Source organism: Hyphomonas sp. (assembly GCF_037969335.1).
Taxonomy (GTDB): domain Bacteria; phylum Pseudomonadota; class Alphaproteobacteria; order Caulobacterales; family Hyphomonadaceae; genus Hyphomonas.
Genome location: NZ_JBBKXE010000154.1, coordinates 1 through 17122, shown reverse-complemented (window position 1 = coordinate 17122; position 17122 = coordinate 1). Strand labels below are relative to the sequence as shown.

The window sequence follows — 17122 nt, the reverse complement described above, 5'->3', positions numbered from 1 at the left end:
TTCCAAGGAGGACCCATCATGGATCTTGCAGAACTTACATCCAAAGCTTCGTCCGCTGTCCAGCCGGGCGGCGATTTCACCAAAAAGGTGAAGTTTGATTTCGGCAGCGTCGGCAAACTCTTCATCGACGGCGTCGCAGGCACGGTCGATAATTCCGACGGCGCCGCAGATGCGACGATCAAGGTCGACTGGGATGACTTCCAGAAGATTTCCGGCGGCCAGATGGACCCGACCATGGCGTTCATGCAGGGCAAGCTGAAAGTTGAAGGCGACATGTCGGTTGCGATGCAACTGCAGAGCCTGATGCAGAAGTTCTCGTAGAATCCGCGACGGCTTACCAATCCAGAAGGGGCCGCCCCGGGGAAACCTGAGGGCGGCTTTTTTTCATGCCTGACAAGACTGCCCCAGCCAAAGCCGATCAGCGCAAGGACTTTGTCATTGTGCCCGGCAATCCTGCGCCCGACGGCGCCGAGATTGTCTGGTTCGAGGGCAGTGCCGGGCGCTCGCTGCGCGCCTGTATTGCCCCGGCGCTGACCTATAATAATCCGCGGGGCACGGTGATTGTCTGTCCGGGCCGGACGGAATTCATCGAAAAGTATTTCGAGGTCGCCCGCGAGCTGCAGGCCATGGGCTTTGCCGTCGTCATCATCGACTGGCCGGGCCAGGGCCTGTCGGAGCGCCTGCTGGACGATACAAAAAAGGGCCATATCGACCGGTTCGAAACATTCATGGGCGCGCTCGCCAAGGGGCTGGAGAAGCTCGACGACAGGCTGCCGCGCCCTTACGTGTCGCTGGCCCATTCGATGGGTGGGGCGATTGCGCTGGCGACCATCGCGCAGGGCCTGGTCAAGGTCGAAGCTGCCGCCTTTTGCGCGCCGATGTGGGGGCTCAAGTCAAAGTTCCTCGGCATGAGATATCTCGTCTGGGCCATGCGCGTGACGGGGCGCTCGGACAATTATGCGCAGCAGCCGGGCCCGGCGGAGACGTTCGAAACCAATATCGTGACGCATGACAAGCGCCGCTGGCAGATGCAGCGCGACCTGTGTGATGCGGCGCCGGAACTGGAACTTGGGCCGGTGACCTGGGGCTGGCTCGGCGCGTCGCTCAACATCGTGTCGACCTTTGGCAAGGCCAAGGCGCTCAACGCCGTGAACATCCCGGTCTTCATCGCGTCGGCCGGCGAAGAGAAACTGGTCGACAATGCGTCGCATGAAGCTGTCTGCGCCCGCCTTCCCGATTGCGAGCATGTGACGGTCGAGGGCGCGCTGCACGAAATCCTGATGGAAACGGACGAACGCCGGGCCGAATTCTGGGAAGGCTTCCAGCGCCTGCTGCAACGCGCCGGGATTTGATGCCGCTGGCGACGGGATAACAGACGGGCTATGCTGGCGGCCACAGCATGGGAGTGAGGACGCGATGGCCGACAAGACACTCGTGGAATTCGTCAAGCAGAGCCTCGAGCACGGGCAATCGCGCAGTACCATCCTCGACGCGCTGACCAAGGCGGGCTGGCGCAAGGCCGAGGTGGATGCCGCGCTGGAGACCTATTCCGATGTCGCCTTCCCGGTCGCCGTGCCCCGGCCGCAGCCATACCTGTCGGCGCGCGAAGCCTTCTTCTACCTGCTCTTCTTCATCCTGCTGGGCATTGTCTCGTTCAGCCTCGGCTCGTTGCTGTTCGCGCTGATTGAATACGGCTTCCCCGACAAGGCCGACGTGAACGACTATCGTGTGTTCAGGCTGGAATCGCAGGTACGCAGCGGCGTGTCGGGCCTGCTGGTGGCGACGCCGCTCTTTCTCTGGCTCGGTTATATCCTGCGCGGCGCGCGACGCCGGAACCCGCAAATGCAGCGCTCGCGCATTCGCAAATGGCTGACCTATATCAGCCTAGTCGTGGCCGGGTGCACGCTGGTCGGGGACGGCATGTCGCTCGTGTACAATTTCCTCGGCGGTGACCTGACCGTGCGGTTTGTCCTCAAGTCTGTGGTCGTGGCCGTGATTGCCGGGGCGATCTTTACCTATTTCATCGGCGATGCGGAGAAGGGAGACAAGGGCGATGTGGACACCCCGTGAATCCGGAGACTGGCTGGCCCTTGCGCTTGTTGGTGTTTCCGTTGCCGCGATCGTCGCGGGCCTCGCGATCATTGGCGGGCCGGGACAGGCGCGTGAGATGCAGCAGGATGACGCCCGCCTGGAGGCGCTGGCGGAAACGGCCATGGCTCTCAACTGCTATCGCCGTGGGATCGGACCCCTGCCGGACGACATAGAGAGCGTCCGAGCCGCGATTGACGATTCCGGGTCTGCGGCACGGCTCGCAACAGGCTGTCGCAATGCGCAATGGCAGGATGATCCGATTTCAGGCGAGCCGTTTGAGATCGTCCGCGTAGACGATGGGCAAGCGCAAATCTGTGCTGTTTTCTCCCGGCCGGGAAACCGCCAGCCCGGGCGGTCCTACTATGGATTCAGCGCGGACTATATCGACCTGGCAGCGGCGCGCCCCGAGCCCGGCCGGTTTTGCTATACGGTCAATCTTGTCGCGTCACCGGACTGATCTGCTTGACTTCCCTAGCGTCGCCGACCCACGTTCGGGCAAAGCGAAGAGGAAGCGCCCGATGAAAACAGCCGCCGTCAAAAAGCCCGGAGGTCCCGGAAACCTTGTGATCGAAGACCGCCCGGACCCGAAACCGGGCCGGGGCGAGATCCTTGTCCGAGTGAAAGCCAGCAGTCTCAATTATCATGACTTCGTTGTCGTGATGGGCGGCATCCCGACACCCGATGGCCGTATCCCGATGTCGGACGGCGCCGGCGAAGTCGTTTCCGTCGGTGAAGGCGCCAGCCGGTTCAAGCCGGGCGACAAGGTGCTCAGCCTGTTCTTCCCGAACTGGTATTCAGGCGCGCCGCAAATGGCCGGCTTTTCCAGCGTACCGGGCGATGGTGCCGACGGGTTTGGCGCAGAGCTCGTCGCAGCCCCCGAGACGGCGTTCACGCGCATGCCTGAGGGCTATTCCTTCGAGGAGGCGGCCACGCTGCCCTGCGCCGCGCTGACGGCCTGGCGTGCGCTGATGGTGGAAGCGAAGATCAAGCCCGGCGACTGGGTGCTGACCCAGGGCACCGGCGGCGTGTCGGTCTTCGCGCTGCAATTTGCCAAGGCGGCCGGCGCGCGGGTTATCTCGACATCGTCATCGGATGAGAAGCTCGAACGCATGAAGGCGCTCGGTGCGGACCACCTGATCAATTACAAGACCACGCCGGACTGGGGCAAGAAAGCCAAGGCCCTGACCGGCGGACGCGGTGTCGATGAAGTGGTCGAGATCGGTGGGCCGGGCACGCTCGCCCAATCGATCGCGGCGTCAAAAATGGGTGGGCATATTTCGCTGATCGGCGTGCTGACCGGCGTGTCCGGCGAAGTGCCGACGGCGGCGCTGTTCTCGATGAACATTACGCTGTCAGGCATTACGGTCGGATCGGCGACTATGCAGGAAGACATGATCGCCGCGATCGAGGCCAATGGTATCAAGCCTGTGCTGGACCAGACATTCCCGCTCGACAAGATTGCCGACGCGTTCGCCCATCAGGCGTCGCAAAAGCATTTCGGCAAGATCGTCGTCTCGATCTGAACCGGGCCTAGTGCCGGAAATGGCGCATGCCCGTGAAGACCATGGCGAGACCGGCATCATCTGCGGCGGCGATCACTTCGTCGTCGCGGATGGATCCGCCGGGCTGGATCACGGCGACAGCGCCAGCTGACGCGGCCTGAAGCAGGCCGTCTGCGAACGGAAAGAACGCATCGGATGCGGCGACGCAGCCCTTGGTTTTCGGCACGTCCCAGCCGGCCACTTCGGCGGCATCTTCTGCTTTGCGCGCGGCGATGCGGGCCGAGTCGATCCGGCTCATCTGGCCTGCGCCGATGCCCACCGTGGCACCATCTTTCGCATAGACAATCGTGTTCGACTTCACATGCTTGGCAACGCGCCAGGCGAAGAGGAGGTCGTCGAGTTGTTCCTCGGTCGGGGCACGACGGGTGACGATTTTCAGGTCGGCACGCGTGATGCGACCGAAGTCACGGTCCTGCATCAGGAAGCCGCCGGCGACGGTCTTGACGAAATGGCCGGCAGAGGCCGGGTCTGGCAAGCCCTCGGTGATCAGGAGACGGAGGTTTTTCTTTTTCGCGAAGATCGCCTCGGCGTCGGCATCGGCGCCGGGTGCGATGACGACTTCGGTGAAGACCCGGCTGATCTCGTCAGCGGTCGCGCCATCCAGCGGACGGTTGAGGGCGACGATCCCACCGAATGCCGAGGTTGAATCGCAGGCAAGGGCCGCGCGATAGGCCTCGATGATGGTCTTGCCCTGGGCGACGCCACACGGGTTGGCGTGCTTGATGATGGCCACGGCGGGCGTTTCGGCACCCAGTTCACCGATCAGCTCATAGGCCGCGTCGGTGTCATTGATATTATTGTAGGAGAGCGCCTTGCCTTGCAGCTGTTTCGCAGTCGCGACGCCCGGGCGTTTTTCGCCGGTCACATAGAAGGCGGCCTTCTGGTGCGGGTTTTCACCATAGCGCAGGGCTTCGTGCAGCTTGCCGCCGATTGCGGCCCAGTCGGGTGCGGTGTCGCCGAGCTGGCGAGCGTACCAGCCTGAAATGGCGGCGTCGTAGGCGGCGGTGCGAGCATAGGTTTTCGCCGCGAGTTTGCGGCAGAGGGTGACAGGCACTTCGCCGTCATGGCCTTCCATTTCTGCAATCACGGTATCGACGTCACCGCCGTCAGTGCAGACGGCCACGAACGCCCCGTTCTTGGCGGCGGCGCGCAACATGGCGGGGCCACCGATATCGATATTCTCGATGCAGGTTTCAAAGTCTGCACCAGAGGCAACGGTCGCTTCGAACGGATAGAGGTTCACGTAGATGAGATCGATGGCGCCAATGCCGTGGGTTTCGGCGTCCTTCACGTGGGACGGGTTGTCGCGCAGGTAAAGCAGGCCGCCATGCACGGCCGGATGGAGTGTCTTGACGCGGCCGTCCATCATCTCCGGGAAGCCTGTCAGGTCGGCGACGTCCTTCACGGCAAGTCCGGCGTCTTTCAGCAGTTTCGATGTGCCGCCGGTCGAGACCAGTTCGACGCCCATGGCGGCAAGCTTGCGAGCCTGGTCGACGAGACCGGTCTTGTCGGAAACGGACAGGAGGGCTCGGCGGATGCGAACGGGCGCTCCGCGGCTGGCGGCGTCGGTCATGGGGGGATCCTCTGGCGGCTGGCTGAACTACCGCGCGGGGTAGCACGACCGGCCGGGGCGTCAAGCGCTGTGGCGTTGGTCCCGCACCGCCCGGTTGGCGCCATATTCCGGCACCAGAACGCCGAGCAGTCGCAGGGCTTCACCCCGGTCCCGTCGACCGGCCGCTTCGAGAAGAGCGGCAAGTTGCTTCTCGAACAACTCGCCATGTCCGTTCGGTGATGCCACACGGTTGACGCCGTCGACCGTGGTCGGGCTGACCTCTTCATGTCGATAGGTCAGCGCTTCGTGCATTTTTTCTCCGTCCCGCAAGCCGGTTGTCACAATCTCGATGTCCACACCCGGAACGAGGCCCTTGAGGCGGATCATGGTCTCGGCCAGTTGCAGGATCGGGATGGGCTCGCCCATATCGAGGACAAACAGCTCGGCGGCGCCTTCAAGGGCCTGAAGGCCTGCCGCCTGCAACACCAGCGATGATGCCTCCTCGACGGTCATGAAATAGCGCGTGACGCCCGGATCGGTAAGCGTAACCGGCCCGCCAGCGGCGATCTGTCGTTCGAACAGCGGCACGACAGACCCGGACGAACCGAGCACATTGCCGAAGCGCACCATGGATGCCGACATGCGGGAATCGGCCGCTATCCGGCTGACCGCGATTTCCGCAAGTCGCTTTGTCGCGCCCATGACATTGTCCGGATCGACCGCCTTGTCGGTAGAGATGAAGACGAACCGGCGCGCGCCAACCGCGACAGCGGCCCGCGCGGCATTCACGGCCCCGCCGACATTGGTCAGTATGGCTTCACAGAGATTGTGTTCCATCAGGGGGACATGCTTGAGCGCAGCCGCATGGATGACGAGATCTGGCTGAGCGCGCTGGAAAACATCCGCCAGCCGGCTGACATCGCGCACATCACCCAGACGCGACATGATCTGGACGTCAGGCGCTTCGGTGCCGAGCGCCATGTCGATGCTGTAGAGGTTGAATTCCGATGCGTCGAGAATCGTCAGGCAGGCCGGATTGAGCGCGGCAACCTGGCGTGTCAGCTCCGCACCGATTGTACCGCCCCCACCAGTCACGAGCACGTTGGCGGATGTTACGATGCTGCGAACGGGCGCGATGTCGAGCTGGCGTTCTGGCCGGGCGAGAAGATCGGCAGGATGGACGGGCTCGAGTATCTGCGCGGCTTCGTCACCGCCAAGCGCCATGATTTCAGCGCCATGGCTTGATGCAATTTCCAGGATCTGGAGCATGTTCTCGCGTGATCGCGCGATACCGGTAACTGCGAGCCACGGTGTCTGGCCGTAGCGGACTTCCAGCACGTCGATGACATTGCCGAGGTCTTCCAGAGACCCCATGATCGGCACACCGCGGATGGCGCGGCCGGGATTCGCCCCGCGCGTTTCGACAACACCGAGTACGCGCACCTTGCTGCCCTGCGGCGCATTCTGGAGCCGGCGCAATACCGTGACACAATTTTCGGCATCGCCGACAAGTAGAACAGGCTGTCCCGATCGCGAGACGGGGCTGAATATCTGCAGAGGCATGTGCGTCGAGCGCGACAGGGCAAACATGCGCCCGGCAAACAGCAGGATCGTCCAGAGCAAGGTGGCAACAAGGAAGGTTGCCCACGGTGCGACGAGCCTGCCATTGAGCAACAGCATGACCGGCAGGTAGATCAGGCCCGACAGGCCGATGGCCTGTACCGTCATCACGGCATCGGGCCAGCCCATATGGCGCCAGACCTGTTTCTGAACACCGCGAATCACGAATCCGGCGAAGACGGCGAGGACGAAAGCGCAGGTGCTCGTGATGGCAGACACAAACGAAAACGGTCCGGTGACGGCGTCTGACGACCAGACGAGAACGGATGCCATGATCATCGCGATCGCCGCCATGGTGACATCGAATCCCAGAGTCAGGACCATGGCCCTCCGGGCAGCGCGCTGCGGGGTCATGCTGCGGGCTCCTTCAGGAAGGCCCAGCGGATACAGTTGGGCGGCTCATTGCCGTCACTGTTCGGATCGGCATAGCCAGCCATGACAATCTGTTCGGGTTGCTCAACGATTCCACGCGCAAGATAGACGGTCCGTTCAAGCCGTGTGCCCTCATGGCTGGTCTTGAACCGCCAGACGGAACCATTGTCGCAGATAAGGCGTATGGCATCGCGCGACATCATGGCTGTGACCGTTGGGTGAAGGTGGAACCGGATTTCGAAATTGATGAACTTGGAATCATCTGACGGCGATTGAGAAATCGGGCGGACTAGGGAATCCTCGCCGGTCAGGCGGCTGCCGTTACCCGACATGAACAGGCGCCGCCGATGCAGGAGGCCGCAAGCGGCCTTGTAGCCACCATGTTGCGCGTCAAGCCAGGTCTCGTCGGCCTCCTCGAGCCGCTTGGCCGAGATGCCTTCCGGCCCCTTGGCTGCGAGCAGGCGGGATTCTTCATTGACCACGAAACTGGCCGAGTCCCGCCCTGCGAGGACGAGGGTTGAGTGCGCACCGGTGCGGCGAACGGCGGCCTGCCAGTCGAGATTCACTTCCGCGCTATAGCCACACGATGTGACCAGACGGGCGGGTCCATCCGACAATTCGAAGCCGAGCGCGCCGGCATGAGCGAAATCCCCGAACGGTGGCGGCGGGGCTTCGCCACAATCGAGCATAAGACGGACCGGACCTTTTTGAAGTTTCTGGAATCCGGACTTTGGGGCAACGGTAAAGCGGCGGGGTGGCGTACCAAGGCGCGCCAGCGCCGCATTCACGGCCTCCGGTCGTCCCTCGTCACCGTCATTGAAGGGATTCAGCGCGCCATCTTCGGTCTGGAAGAAAGCCAGCATGGCCCCCATGCGCGGAATCCATTTTTCGAAATATTCCGGCACGACATGCCCGGCATCCTGCAGGACCTCGCGGAGCGTGAGCAGGTTGAGCAGCGCCGCCAACAGGCGAGACGGGCTGCGGCTGACATGGCCGCCATCGGGAAGGATCTGTGCGGTGCATTCGCCGTCCAGCCGCGCCAGTGCCTCATCCAGATTGTGTGCCCCATCAAGGCAAACAGAACGGGCGACCATGACGCATGACCCCATCCAGCGGGTCTTGGGATCAGTCGTCTGGTCGAGGGCGTCCGACAGGAATCGCAATTGCCGGACCAGGCATTCCATTCGTTCGGGCCTGTCGCCTGCGGTGAAGATGTCGTTTGCGCATCGCATCCAGTTCCAGATGCGATTTGCGGTCGGTTCGGCGCGCCATGCGAAGCCGTTGAACGTACCGTATGCGTCGATCCAGGAATCGATAAACGCCCCGGCCCGGCTCGCGCCGGAAGGGCCTTGCGAGAGGAGGTCAGGCAGCCAGTCAAACCGGTGCAGCCGGTCGGCGAAGTGCCGCGATGGCGGCGGAACCGACCAGGGTGCCTGAGCGTGTTCCAGTGTCAGGCGTTCCATGCCGATGCGCCAGACATCGCGCATCAGGGCTTCGCCGCGCCATGTGTCAGGCGGAACGATATCAGGGAGATTGATGTCGAAATTCGCGGGGGCCGTTCCCGTCAGTTTCAGTCGTTGCCGCGCGCCGATTCGCGCGTCTTCGCCGGCGACGCCGCGAAACCGGCGCCAAAGGGCTGCATCGTCAGCGCTGGAACGCGTGCGGTCAGCTCGGAAATCGCTGTCTCCACCACCCAAGGCACGCCCCATCCTGAAACCTACTATACTTGGACGCTCGGCCTGAGCGCCCGGATATTGTCACCATAGGCTGAAGGTCCACCCTTGAAAACGGCGGAGCCTGCAACAATCGCAGTGACGCCCGCAGAAACGGCCCGGGGCGCGTTTTCCGGGTTCAGGCCCCCGTCAATTTCCAGGATGATGTCACGGCCTGACTGGTCAATCATGTGCCTGAGTTCTTCGACCTTGCGCAACTGGCTCTCGATGAAGCTCTGCCCGCCGAAGCCCGGATTGACCGACATCACGAGGATCAGGTCGAGATTGTCGAGCAAGGGTTCAACGACCGAGGCTGGCGTGCCCGGGTTGAGCGCCACGCCCGGTCGCATGCCGGCCGTTCGGATCGCCTGCAAGGTGCGGTGAATGTGCGGCCCCGCCTCGGGATGGACGGTGAGAATGTCGGCGCCTGCCTTGGCAAAGGCGGCAATGAACGGATCAACCGGCGCGATCATCAGGTGAACGTCGAAGGGTTTCTTCGTGTGTGGCCGAAGCTTTTCGATGACAGGCGGTCCGAATGTCAGGTTCGGCACGAAATGTCCGTCCATCACGTCAATGTGGATCATATCGGCGCCAGCAGCATCAATCGCGCGAATTTCGTCTCCCAGACAGGCGAAGTCCGCCGAGAGAATCGAAGGGGAAATCAGGACCTTACTCATCGTCTCTCCCTAAAAGGGAACAGCCGACCGCACAAGGCGGCCGGCTGTCCGGGAATCAAGTTTTAACCGTGTGCCCGGACCCGGGCATGCCGGATCAGTAACCGCCGCGTGGCGCCAGTTTCCAGCCGTCAGCGCCGGCAATGATGTCGACCGGCGTGCCGGGTGCGATGTAGACGTCGGCACCCTGGACGATTTCCTTCACGTCGCCATTGCTGAAGCGAACGATGTAGGCATAGCCCTGCTTGGTGCCGATGGCCTTGCCGGCCGCGTTGCCGGCCACGCCGCCAACGACTGCGCCACCAATGGCGCCAGCTGTCTGGGCCTTGTCACCGCCGCCGAGTTCGGAGCCTGCGAGGCCGCCGAGGACAGCGCCTGTTGCAACGCCGATGATCGAACGGTCGGGCTTGATGGTCACGGCCCGGACAGAGGTCACGGTACCCTGGTACACGGTCGACGCCTGGCCGACGGACTGCGTGCTCGTCGTTCCGAGGCCGGGATTGTTGGCGCAACCGGCGAGAGCGAGCGTGAGCGCGGCGAGGGCGCCAGCCATGATCTTGCCAGGAACAGCGCGGGAGGAAGTAATTGCAGACATATCAGTGCTCCTTGCACATTGAATGGACGCTTTTTGCGTGTATTCAGCTGAATAGCAGATGAACCCGTGTGAATAATTTCGGGGTGATCGGTGGCGATTCAATGGCAGCCAGTGCTAGATCTCCCCGTTCAGACGCGATGTCGCAACCTGTGGTCAACACGTATTTACCTCCGAATCGCCCGCTCTGTGCGGAACCCGGAGGCGAATCAGGCCTTGGTCAATCGCGCGATGAAGAATGTGTCATGATCGCCGGCGATGCCGGGCAGGGTCAGGATGTCTCCATCAGGCGTGATCGCGTTTTCAAAACCGGGAATTTCAGCGGCGCTGACTCGTTCCCGCTGGGCGAGGCCCCCCATGATCGCGGCGTTGACAATATCGACGCCTTCGGCTGGCAGGGGCGTGCAGACGCAATAGACGAGCGTGCCGCCGGGCTGCAGCATTTCGAGGGCTGATTCGAGCAGGCGGGCCTGTGCCACCGGAAAGCGGGCAACGTCGGCGTCGCGCTTGATCCATGCGCCTTCCGGGTGACGGCGCAGCGTGCCGAGCGCCGAGCAGGGCGCGTCGAGCAGAATCTTCGCGACGGGCGCATCCGGGCGCCATTCGTCGGCATTTGCCGCGATCACGTCGGCGGACAGGCCGGTGCGGGCGAGATTTTCCTGCAAAAGCCGCAGGCGCGGTGCAGACCGGTCCACAGCCGTGACACTGGCGCCGGATGCGGCGAGCTGGAGCGTCTTGCCGCCGGGCGCGGCGCAGAGGTCGATCACGGTGTCGCCCGCTTGCGGGTTCAGCAGCCGCGCAGGAATCATGGCCGCGACGTCCTGGACCCACCAGTCACCGGCGGCGAACCCGTCCTTGTCTTCGACTGATCCGCCCGGCACGCGCACAGCTCCGCCGGGCACGAGCTCACCGCCGGTCTCGGCGGCGACTTTTTCGGGGTCGGATTTGGGTGTCAGGTAAAGCACAGGCTCGGAAAGCTGCGCTTTGGCGAGGGCCATTGCCGCGTCCTCACCAAGTGCATCGGTGAAGGCCTTTTGCAGCCAGTCCGGCCAGATCGTGACCGGAGACATGGTCGAGAAATCAGGGCGCTCGCGGTCGGCGCGGCGCAGGACGGCATTGAGGAAGGCTCCGCCGGAGCGCGCTTCAGGCCAGGCCTTGGCGGCTTCCACGGTTTCGCCGACGGCGGCATGGGGCGGCGTATCCATCAGCCAGAGCTGCGTGACGCCGGTGCGGAGCAGGGCCCGTATGGGCGCGGTGACGGCCGGGAGCGGGCGCGACAGGAGGGGGGCAAGGGCATCGTCAATGTGGCCAAGATTGCGCAGGGCGGCGCTGGCAATGGCGCGCGCGAACCCGCGGTCAGACCCTTCCAGCGTGTTGAATATCTGGCTCGTGTCCATCGCATCGTCGAGCGTGCGACGGCTGTCCAGCGTCAGGGTCAGCAGGTCGGCTGCAGCGCGGCGAATATCGGCTCCGCTCACGGCCTCAACCCCACGGGCCGGCAGCGCGCCGGGCAGGGGTGGCGTCATCGGTCGAGGCGGACATCTGGTCGCCCGCCATACGGCGCAAGGCGGCAACCCGGCTGGCTGTGGTCGGGTGGGTCGAGAACAGGTTGTCGGCGCCCCGGCCGCTGAGCGGGTTGGAAATGTACATATGGGCCATGGCGGGGTTGCGCTCGGCCTGGACGTTTACGGACGCACGGGCGCCGCGTTCAATCTTTTCGAGCGCAGAGGCCAGCCAGAGCGGGTTGCCGCAGATTTCAGCGCCCCTGGCATCGGCCACATATTCGCGCGAGCGGCTGATCGCCATCTGGACGAGTCCAGCGGCGATGGGGGCGATAATCATGATCGCGAGTGAGCCGATCAGGCCATTACGGTCGCGCCCGAAGAAGAGCGCGAAATTCGCCAGCATGCCGATCGCGCCTGCAATGGTCGCGGTGATGGTCATGGTTAGCGTGTCGCGGTTGCCGACATGAGCGAGTTCGTGGGCCATCACGCCTGAGACTTCTTCCCGGGTCAGCATGCCAAGCAGGCCGGTCGTTGCGGCGACGGCGGCATGCGATGGATCACGTCCGGTGGCAAAGGCGTTCGGCTGGGGTGTTTCGATGATGTAGACCTTCGGCGTGGGCAGGCCAGCCCGTTCGGCGAGCGAGGCAACGTCATTCGCGAAGGTGCGCAGCATGGGTGTCATGGTTTCTGGCGTCAGCTCGCGCGCGCCCTGCATCTTCAGGACGATCTTGTCGGCGTTCCAGTACGAAAATGCGTTCATGCCCGCAGCGACGACGAATGCGACCGTCATGCCGAGCATGCCGCCAACGAGATACCCGATCGCCATGAAGAGGGCGGTCAGCATGGCAAGCAGGATGAAGGTTTTCGCAGTCCCCATTGGACTTGTGCTCCACTAATACGGCAGTTCGATGTTTCTACGGATGGTACTGCCAACTATATGGTGACCATTAACGAATTGAGGAGTCTGCTGGCACATGGACCAAGAATCATCAAACCCTGACAGCAGTCAGGACGAGACCGAACGCCGCAAGGGCTTGAGCCCCGAGGCACGCCGGGCGTTGGAGGAAGCGGACGCGCGGCGCGCGGCGGCGGAGGCCGATGCTGCTGCCCTGCCCGAGGATGAGAATGGCGGCCCCCGCAATATCGAACCGACCCGCTATGGGGACTGGGAGCGCAAGGGAATTGCCTACGATTTCTGAGCGTTGATCTGCGTCAGACCACGCCAGCGTCGATCAGGCTTTGCGCGCCATCCACGATGGCCTGTTCTGCTGTGCGGGGTTTCCAGCCCAGAACCTTGCGCGCCTTCTCGTTGGAGATTTGCCGCTGGCGTCCAAGTTCTGGAATGAGGAGCTTCAAGGCCGGGTTGAACACAGACAAAACCCTCGTCAAGAAATCGGGCAATGTGCCCTTGGGAAGCTTTTTGCTGTAGGCCGGGAAATTCGCGCGCAGGATGTCCCCCACGTCCGAGAACCACATGAAAGGCTGGGAGACGAGGAAGCGCTCACCGGCGGCTTCAGGGACGGTCATTGCCGCCACCTGGGCGGCGGCGACATCGCGTACGTCGACAATCCCGAAGCCGATACGCGGTACGGCCGGGATCTTGCCTGACAGGGGCTGGGACAGGAGTTCAAGCGAGGTCGACAGGTCGCCGCTCATCACCGGGCCGAGAACGGCGGCCGGATTGATGACGGCAAGTTCGAGCCCCTTGCCTTCCCCGTTCACATAGTCCCATGCCGCCCGCTCGGCGATGGTTTTGGAGCGGGTATAGGCGGTGTTGTCTTTCAGGTTGTCGGGGTTTGACCAGTGTTCCTCGGTCAGGACGGCCGGTCGGGCGTCGCCCCAGCCATAGGCTATGGCCGCCATGGATGACGTCATAACGACTCGTTTCACGCCGGCGGCCTTCGCTGCCTTGAGGACACGCAGGGCGCCATCACGGGCCGGGCGGATCAGGTCTTCCGGGTCTTTCGGGACGCCGCTCGGGAATGGCGATGCAACGTGCTGGACATAGTCCATGCCAGCGACGGCTTCAGCCCAGCCTTCGTCGCTGCCGAGATTGGCGGCGACAAGCTCGATATGGATGGGCTTGCCTGCGTATTTACTCAGCGTTACGTTGAGCTTGGGCGCGCTGCTCGCCGAGCGGGCCGTGCCGCGAACGTCATGCCCGGCTTCGATCAGCTGCAGAATGACATGACCCGCAATAAAGCCGGTAGCGCCTGTGACGAGGACCTTGGCCATGTGAAACTCCCACTGTTTTGTGAACAATGAACGAATTCACCAATTTTCACAAGGGCGGGGTTGGGGTGCGGGCGTTAAGCCTGTGCTCCCGGTAGGTGATGTAGAAGGTTGCCGAGATGATGATAGCGGTTCCGACCCAGGTCCAGGGACCCGGCAGGAGATGGAACAGCAACCAGTCGACCAGGGCCGCCATTGGCAGGCGCAGATAGTCGATGGGGGAGAGGAAGGAGGCGTCGCCAATGCTCATGCCGCGAATGTAGAGATACTGCCCCAGCGTCCCGCAGAGACCCATTACGCCGATCATGCCCCAGTCCTGAAGCGACGGCGCGACAGCGGGCCACTTCCAGATGGCGAGGGGCAGCAGGAGGATGGATGACAGGAGGTTGGCCCAGATCAGCAGCGTCATCGGGCGGTGCAGGCGCGACAGGACTTTGACCAGCGTGATCGCGCCGGCCATGCAGAACGCGGCGCCAAGCGCGAGGAGCGTGCCAAGGCTCACGCCAGATTGTGGCTGGGTCATGATAAGCACACCGACGAAACCGGCCAGCGTGGCGCCCCAGCGGTGCCAGCCGACCGTCTCGCGCAGGATGAAGGCGGCAATGACAGTGATGAACATGGCGCGCGAAAAGCTGATCGCGTTGAATTCCGACAAGGGCAGGCCAACAGCATCCGAGACGGCGTAAAAGCTCAGGATGAAACCGACGGTACCGAACAGGCTGCGGACGAAGACCATTATCGGCTGCTGCACGCGCATGATGCCGAGGCCATGGTGGAAGATGACGGGCAGCGTGATCGCCAGCGCGACCGCCGCGCGCCAGAAGGCGAGGAAGCCGGGGTCGTAGTGCGCTGACTGTAGCTTGGAGAGGGTCAGGAAGGCGGTGAACACAGCGCCCGAGGCGGCCATCCACAACGCACCTTCCAGGTTGCGCGTGCGTTGCGGACGGTTATCCTTGCGGGCTGCAGACACATTTGGACTAGTTGCCATGAACCGATTCACCGCCTCGGAGATTGATGAGATCGACCGCCTGTGGCGGTGCCTGCCGATCGAACACATGTGGACCGGTTGGGCAACCGCAGGTGAGGCGCCCGAACAGGTCTGGATCTTCCGCACCCGCGCCCACTGGCGCCGGTTTCCCCTGACCAAGACGGCCAGGGGCTATGTGCTTGCCGACGAACATGGCCGCCGCGTGTTCCGGGCGTCGACGCTGGCTGACCTGCTGCAGGCCGTCGAAGCGGTCCCGGGTCTGGACGCCGTCGTTCAGGACTGAGTGCCGGCCGCCTGGGCAAGCCGCATCTGTTCGGCCTGTTCGGGCGTGAGGCCCAGCGCTTCGAGGAGTGGCCCGGCCGCTTCTTCGTTCCAGCTGTGCACCGGTCCGACGGTCATGCCGCCATCGACCAGGAACTCACCGCCGGTGATGAAACCTGCTGCATCAGAGGCCAGGAACGCGGCCATTTCGGCAATGTCGCTGCCGCGACCGACGCGCCCGATGGGCTGCATCTTGCCGCCGTTCTGGGCGACCATTTCGGCCATCTGGTCGGCCTGTTCCCGCGACAGGCCGAGGGAGGCGCCGAAGATCGACGTGGCAATGAAGCCCGGCAGGATCGAATTGACCCGGATCTGGTATTTGGCGAGCTCCGCGGCGGCCAGTTTCGAGAAATGCGCGACGCCTTTCTTGGCGACCGAATAGGTGATCGGGGCATAGCCGGCGCAGACGGCGCTGATCGATGACGTGTTGATCACCGACCCGGCGCCGCGCGCCTTCATGTGCGGCACGGCAAACTTGGTGCCCGCGAAGACCTGTTTCAGGAGCAGGTTCATCGTGGTGTCATAGCCCTCGAGATCGAGGTCTTCGACGCCGGTCGGCGTGCCGCCATGGCCGGCATTATTCCAAAGGATATCAAGGCCGCCAAAGGCATCGACGGCGGATTGCATGAGGGCTTCGAGCTGACCCATGTCGGTGACGTCGCAATGGGTGAAGCGAACCTTGTCTGATCCGAAGCGCGTTTCCAGCGCCTTGCCCTTTTCGTCCTGCACGTCGCCGGCGATGACTTTCGCGCCTGCGGCGACGAAGACTTCGACGCCCGCAAGGCCGATGCCGCTGGCGGCGCCTGTGATGATGGCGATCTTGCCGCTGAGATCCGTCATGATGTTATCCTCCCGTTTTTTACACCATGCGCCGGGCTTCCGCCGGGGACGTCAAGGGAAGGTGAAAAAGATTCGGGGCCGGGCCGCCTAGTCCGGTTTGTGCAGGCCGAACCGGCTGGCGAAGATCCTGTCGAGCCAGCGTTTTGGCAGGCGGGTCGGGATCGTGAAATTGGTCAGCTTGTTGGGCACGGGCGCGTAGCGGGCCTTGGGCTTCGGGTCTTCCAGCGCGGTCTGGACGACCTTGCCGATCTCGACCGGATCGAACCCGGAGCGACCGCCCTTGAGCATGACCTGCTCGAATGTTTTCAGCGGCGCGCCCCAATCGCTTTTGGCATAGGGCTGTTCGTCATTGGCCGCTTCCGCCTTGTCCCAGATCGGCGTCTTCACCGAGCCGGGACCCACAGCAATTGCGTCGATTCCGTAGATCAGGAGTTCCCGGCGCAATGTGTCGGTCATGCTTTCATTGGCGTGTTTGGTGGCGGTGTAGGCACCGAGAAAGGGGGCCGCGATCCGGCCGCCAACGCTGGTGATATTGACGATCCGGCCGGGCGGGCCGGTCCGGAACTTGTCGGATCCGAGCAGGGGCACGAAAGCCTGTGTGACGCGGAGCATGCCAAACACATTGACGGCAAAGTGGGCCTCGAAATCCGCCAATGGCTGGATTGCCAGCGGCCCCATTCTGGCGATACCGGCATTGTTGACGAGCCCGGCGAGCCGGGCGTTGCCAAGCGCTTCGGCAACGGTCTGGACGGCCGCTTCAACGCTGCCAGACTGGGTGACGTCGAGCAGGATCGGGCGCAGGTCGCCCGTGGCGCCGTCTTTCAGCTGATCAGCGTCGGCCTGTTTGCGCACGCCGGCAAAGACGCACCAGCCCTGCGCGGCGAGGTGGCGGGCGGTTGCGGCACCGATGCCGGTCGAGGCACCTGTCACGACAACCGTGCGGAGGGAGGTGGGGGTCGTGTCCAGTGCCATGTGTCGCCTCTTGTCCGGGGGAAAGGGTCAGTCGTCTGCGGCCTGCTTGCCACCCTCGATTACCCGAAAACGGGGCCGTGGCGTGGGGG

General features: G+C 63.4%; 18 protein-coding genes. 7 read left to right on the top strand and 11 right to left on the bottom strand.

All coding sequences use genetic code 11. From position 1 onward, the window contains the following. Positions 1–18 precede the first annotated feature (18 nt). The 5 genes from AADA04_RS11715 (at position 19) to AADA04_RS11695 (ending at position 3614) form a co-directional block, all read left to right on the top strand. Positions 19–321, top strand: a complete 303-nt coding sequence (locus AADA04_RS11715; protein WP_340693453.1) for an SCP2 sterol-binding domain-containing protein — start codon at positions 19–21, stop codon at positions 319–321. Positions 322–386: 65 nt separating this feature from the next. Further along, positions 387–1352 carry an alpha/beta hydrolase gene (locus tag AADA04_RS11710; protein ID WP_340693452.1) on the top strand — a complete coding sequence of 322 codons (966 nt, stop codon included), beginning with the start codon at positions 387–389 and terminating at the stop codon, positions 1350–1352. 64 nt (positions 1353–1416) lie between these two features. Beyond that, entirely contained in the window at positions 1417–2070 is a 654-nt protein-coding gene (locus tag AADA04_RS11705) for a DUF5671 domain-containing protein (protein ID WP_340693451.1), read from the top strand. Then, positions 2054–2548 (top strand): hypothetical protein, encoded by a 495-nt coding sequence (locus AADA04_RS11700; RefSeq protein ID WP_340693450.1) that lies wholly within the window; start codon positions 2054–2056, stop codon positions 2546–2548. Before AADA04_RS11705 ends, AADA04_RS11700 begins: the two co-directional genes overlap by 17 nt. A 61-nt stretch (positions 2549–2609) precedes the next feature. Beyond that, complete coding sequence (locus AADA04_RS11695) at positions 2610–3614, top strand: NAD(P)-dependent alcohol dehydrogenase (protein WP_340693449.1); 1005 nt, start codon at positions 2610–2612, stop codon at positions 3612–3614. 7 nt (positions 3615–3621) lie between these two features. Here the strand turns inward: AADA04_RS11695 and purH are convergent, their stop codons facing one another. The 7 genes from purH to htpX all read right to left on the bottom strand — a co-directional run bounded on the left by purH (position 3622) and on the right by htpX (position 12557). Next, positions 3622–5226 (bottom strand): bifunctional phosphoribosylaminoimidazolecarboxamide formyltransferase/IMP cyclohydrolase, encoded by a 1605-nt coding sequence (gene purH / locus AADA04_RS11690; RefSeq protein WP_340693448.1) that lies wholly within the window; start codon positions 5224–5226, stop codon positions 3622–3624. A 60-nt stretch (positions 5227–5286) separates the two neighbouring features. Next, entirely contained in the window at positions 5287–7179 is a 1893-nt protein-coding gene (locus AADA04_RS11685; protein ID WP_340693447.1) for a polysaccharide biosynthesis protein, read from the bottom strand. Next, positions 7176–8906, bottom strand: a complete 1731-nt coding sequence (locus tag AADA04_RS11680; RefSeq protein ID WP_340693446.1) for a heparinase II/III family protein — start codon at positions 8904–8906, stop codon at positions 7176–7178. Before AADA04_RS11680 ends, AADA04_RS11685 begins: the two co-directional genes overlap by 4 nt. 11 nt (positions 8907–8917) lie before the next feature. Further along, positions 8918–9586: a ribulose-phosphate 3-epimerase gene (rpe, locus tag AADA04_RS11675; protein ID WP_340693445.1), complete on the bottom strand. Its 669-nt coding sequence runs from the start codon at positions 9584–9586 to the stop codon at positions 8918–8920. 94 nt (positions 9587–9680) lie between these two features. Beyond that, the gene (locus tag AADA04_RS11670) at positions 9681–10178 is read right to left on the bottom strand and encodes a glycine zipper 2TM domain-containing protein (protein ID WP_340693444.1); all 498 of its coding nucleotides are present in this window, start codon (positions 10176–10178) and stop codon (positions 9681–9683) included. Between the two features lie 206 nt (positions 10179–10384). Beyond that, positions 10385–11653: an RsmB/NOP family class I SAM-dependent RNA methyltransferase gene (locus AADA04_RS11665; protein ID WP_340693443.1), complete on the bottom strand. Its 1269-nt coding sequence runs from the start codon at positions 11651–11653 to the stop codon at positions 10385–10387. A gap of 4 nt (positions 11654–11657) precedes the next feature. After that, entirely contained in the window at positions 11658–12557 is a 900-nt protein-coding gene (htpX, locus tag AADA04_RS11660; RefSeq protein WP_340693442.1) for a zinc metalloprotease HtpX, read from the bottom strand. Positions 12558–12654: 97 nt separating this feature from the next. Here htpX and AADA04_RS11655 point away from each other — a divergent pair, with 97 nt between their 5' ends. Continuing rightward, entirely contained in the window at positions 12655–12879 is a 225-nt protein-coding gene (locus AADA04_RS11655; RefSeq protein WP_340693441.1) for a DUF1674 domain-containing protein, read from the top strand. 13 nt (positions 12880–12892) lie between these two features. Here AADA04_RS11655 and AADA04_RS11650 read toward each other — a convergent pair whose 3' ends face one another. Together AADA04_RS11650 and AADA04_RS11645 are read right to left on the bottom strand one after the other, a co-directional pair. Beyond that, the gene (locus AADA04_RS11650) at positions 12893–13915 is read right to left on the bottom strand and encodes an aldehyde reductase (protein ID WP_340693440.1); all 1023 of its coding nucleotides are present in this window, start codon (positions 13913–13915) and stop codon (positions 12893–12895) included. 46 nt (positions 13916–13961) lie between these two features. Next, complete coding sequence (locus tag AADA04_RS11645) at positions 13962–14900, bottom strand: DMT family transporter (protein WP_340693439.1); 939 nt, start codon at positions 14898–14900, stop codon at positions 13962–13964. Between AADA04_RS11645 and AADA04_RS11640 the strand changes: the two genes are divergently transcribed. Further along, positions 14899–15183, top strand: coding sequence for a hypothetical protein (locus AADA04_RS11640; RefSeq protein ID WP_340693438.1), 285 nt, complete (start codon positions 14899–14901; stop codon positions 15181–15183). The genes AADA04_RS11645 and AADA04_RS11640 overlap by 2 nt on opposite strands. Here AADA04_RS11640 and AADA04_RS11635 read toward each other — a convergent pair. Further along, on the bottom strand, positions 15174–16061 hold the full coding sequence (locus tag AADA04_RS11635; RefSeq protein WP_340693437.1) for an SDR family NAD(P)-dependent oxidoreductase: 888 nt from the start codon (positions 16059–16061) through the stop codon (positions 15174–15176). The two genes, AADA04_RS11640 and AADA04_RS11635, sit on opposite strands and share 10 nt — an antisense overlap. 87 nt (positions 16062–16148) lie before the next feature. Then, positions 16149–17033: an SDR family oxidoreductase gene (locus AADA04_RS11630; protein ID WP_340693436.1), complete on the bottom strand. Its 885-nt coding sequence runs from the start codon at positions 17031–17033 to the stop codon at positions 16149–16151. Positions 17034–17122 lie beyond the last annotated feature (89 nt).

Bases quoted from the DNA above. Each gene is read 5' to 3' on its own strand.
- AADA04_RS11715 (WP_340693453.1), top strand. From the start codon at position 19: ATGGATCTTGCAGAACTTACATCCAAAGCTTCGTCCGCTGTCCAGCCG.
- AADA04_RS11710 (WP_340693452.1), top strand. From the start codon at position 387: ATGCCTGACAAGACTGCCCCAGCCAAAGCCGATCAGCGCAAGGACTTT.
- AADA04_RS11705 (WP_340693451.1), top strand. From the start codon at position 1,417: ATGGCCGACAAGACACTCGTGGAATTCGTCAAGCAGAGCCTCGAGCAC.
- AADA04_RS11700 (WP_340693450.1), top strand. From the start codon at position 2,054: ATGTGGACACCCCGTGAATCCGGAGACTGGCTGGCCCTTGCGCTTGTT.
- AADA04_RS11695 (WP_340693449.1), top strand. From the start codon at position 2,610: ATGAAAACAGCCGCCGTCAAAAAGCCCGGAGGTCCCGGAAACCTTGTG.
- purH (WP_340693448.1), bottom strand. From the start codon at position 5,226: ATGACCGACGCCGCCAGCCGCGGAGCGCCCGTTCGCATCCGCCGAGCC.
- AADA04_RS11685 (WP_340693447.1), bottom strand. From the start codon at position 7,179: ATGACCCCGCAGCGCGCTGCCCGGAGGGCCATGGTCCTGACTCTGGGA.
- AADA04_RS11680 (WP_340693446.1), bottom strand. From the start codon at position 8,906: ATGGGGCGTGCCTTGGGTGGTGGAGACAGCGATTTCCGAGCTGACCGC.
- rpe (WP_340693445.1), bottom strand. From the start codon at position 9,586: ATGAGTAAGGTCCTGATTTCCCCTTCGATTCTCTCGGCGGACTTCGCC.
- AADA04_RS11670 (WP_340693444.1), bottom strand. From the start codon at position 10,178: ATGTCTGCAATTACTTCCTCCCGCGCTGTTCCTGGCAAGATCATGGCT.
- htpX (WP_340693442.1), bottom strand. From the start codon at position 12,557: ATGGGGACTGCGAAAACCTTCATCCTGCTTGCCATGCTGACCGCCCTC.
- AADA04_RS11655 (WP_340693441.1), top strand. From the start codon at position 12,655: ATGGACCAAGAATCATCAAACCCTGACAGCAGTCAGGACGAGACCGAA.
- AADA04_RS11650 (WP_340693440.1), bottom strand. From the start codon at position 13,915: ATGGCCAAGGTCCTCGTCACAGGCGCTACCGGCTTTATTGCGGGTCAT.
- AADA04_RS11640 (WP_340693438.1), top strand. From the start codon at position 14,899: ATGAACCGATTCACCGCCTCGGAGATTGATGAGATCGACCGCCTGTGG.
- AADA04_RS11645 (WP_340693439.1), bottom strand. From the start codon at position 14,900: ATGGCAACTAGTCCAAATGTGTCTGCAGCCCGCAAGGATAACCGTCCG.
- AADA04_RS11635 (WP_340693437.1), bottom strand. From the start codon at position 16,061: ATGACGGATCTCAGCGGCAAGATCGCCATCATCACAGGCGCCGCCAGC.
- AADA04_RS11630 (WP_340693436.1), bottom strand. From the start codon at position 17,033: ATGGCACTGGACACGACCCCCACCTCCCTCCGCACGGTTGTCGTGACA.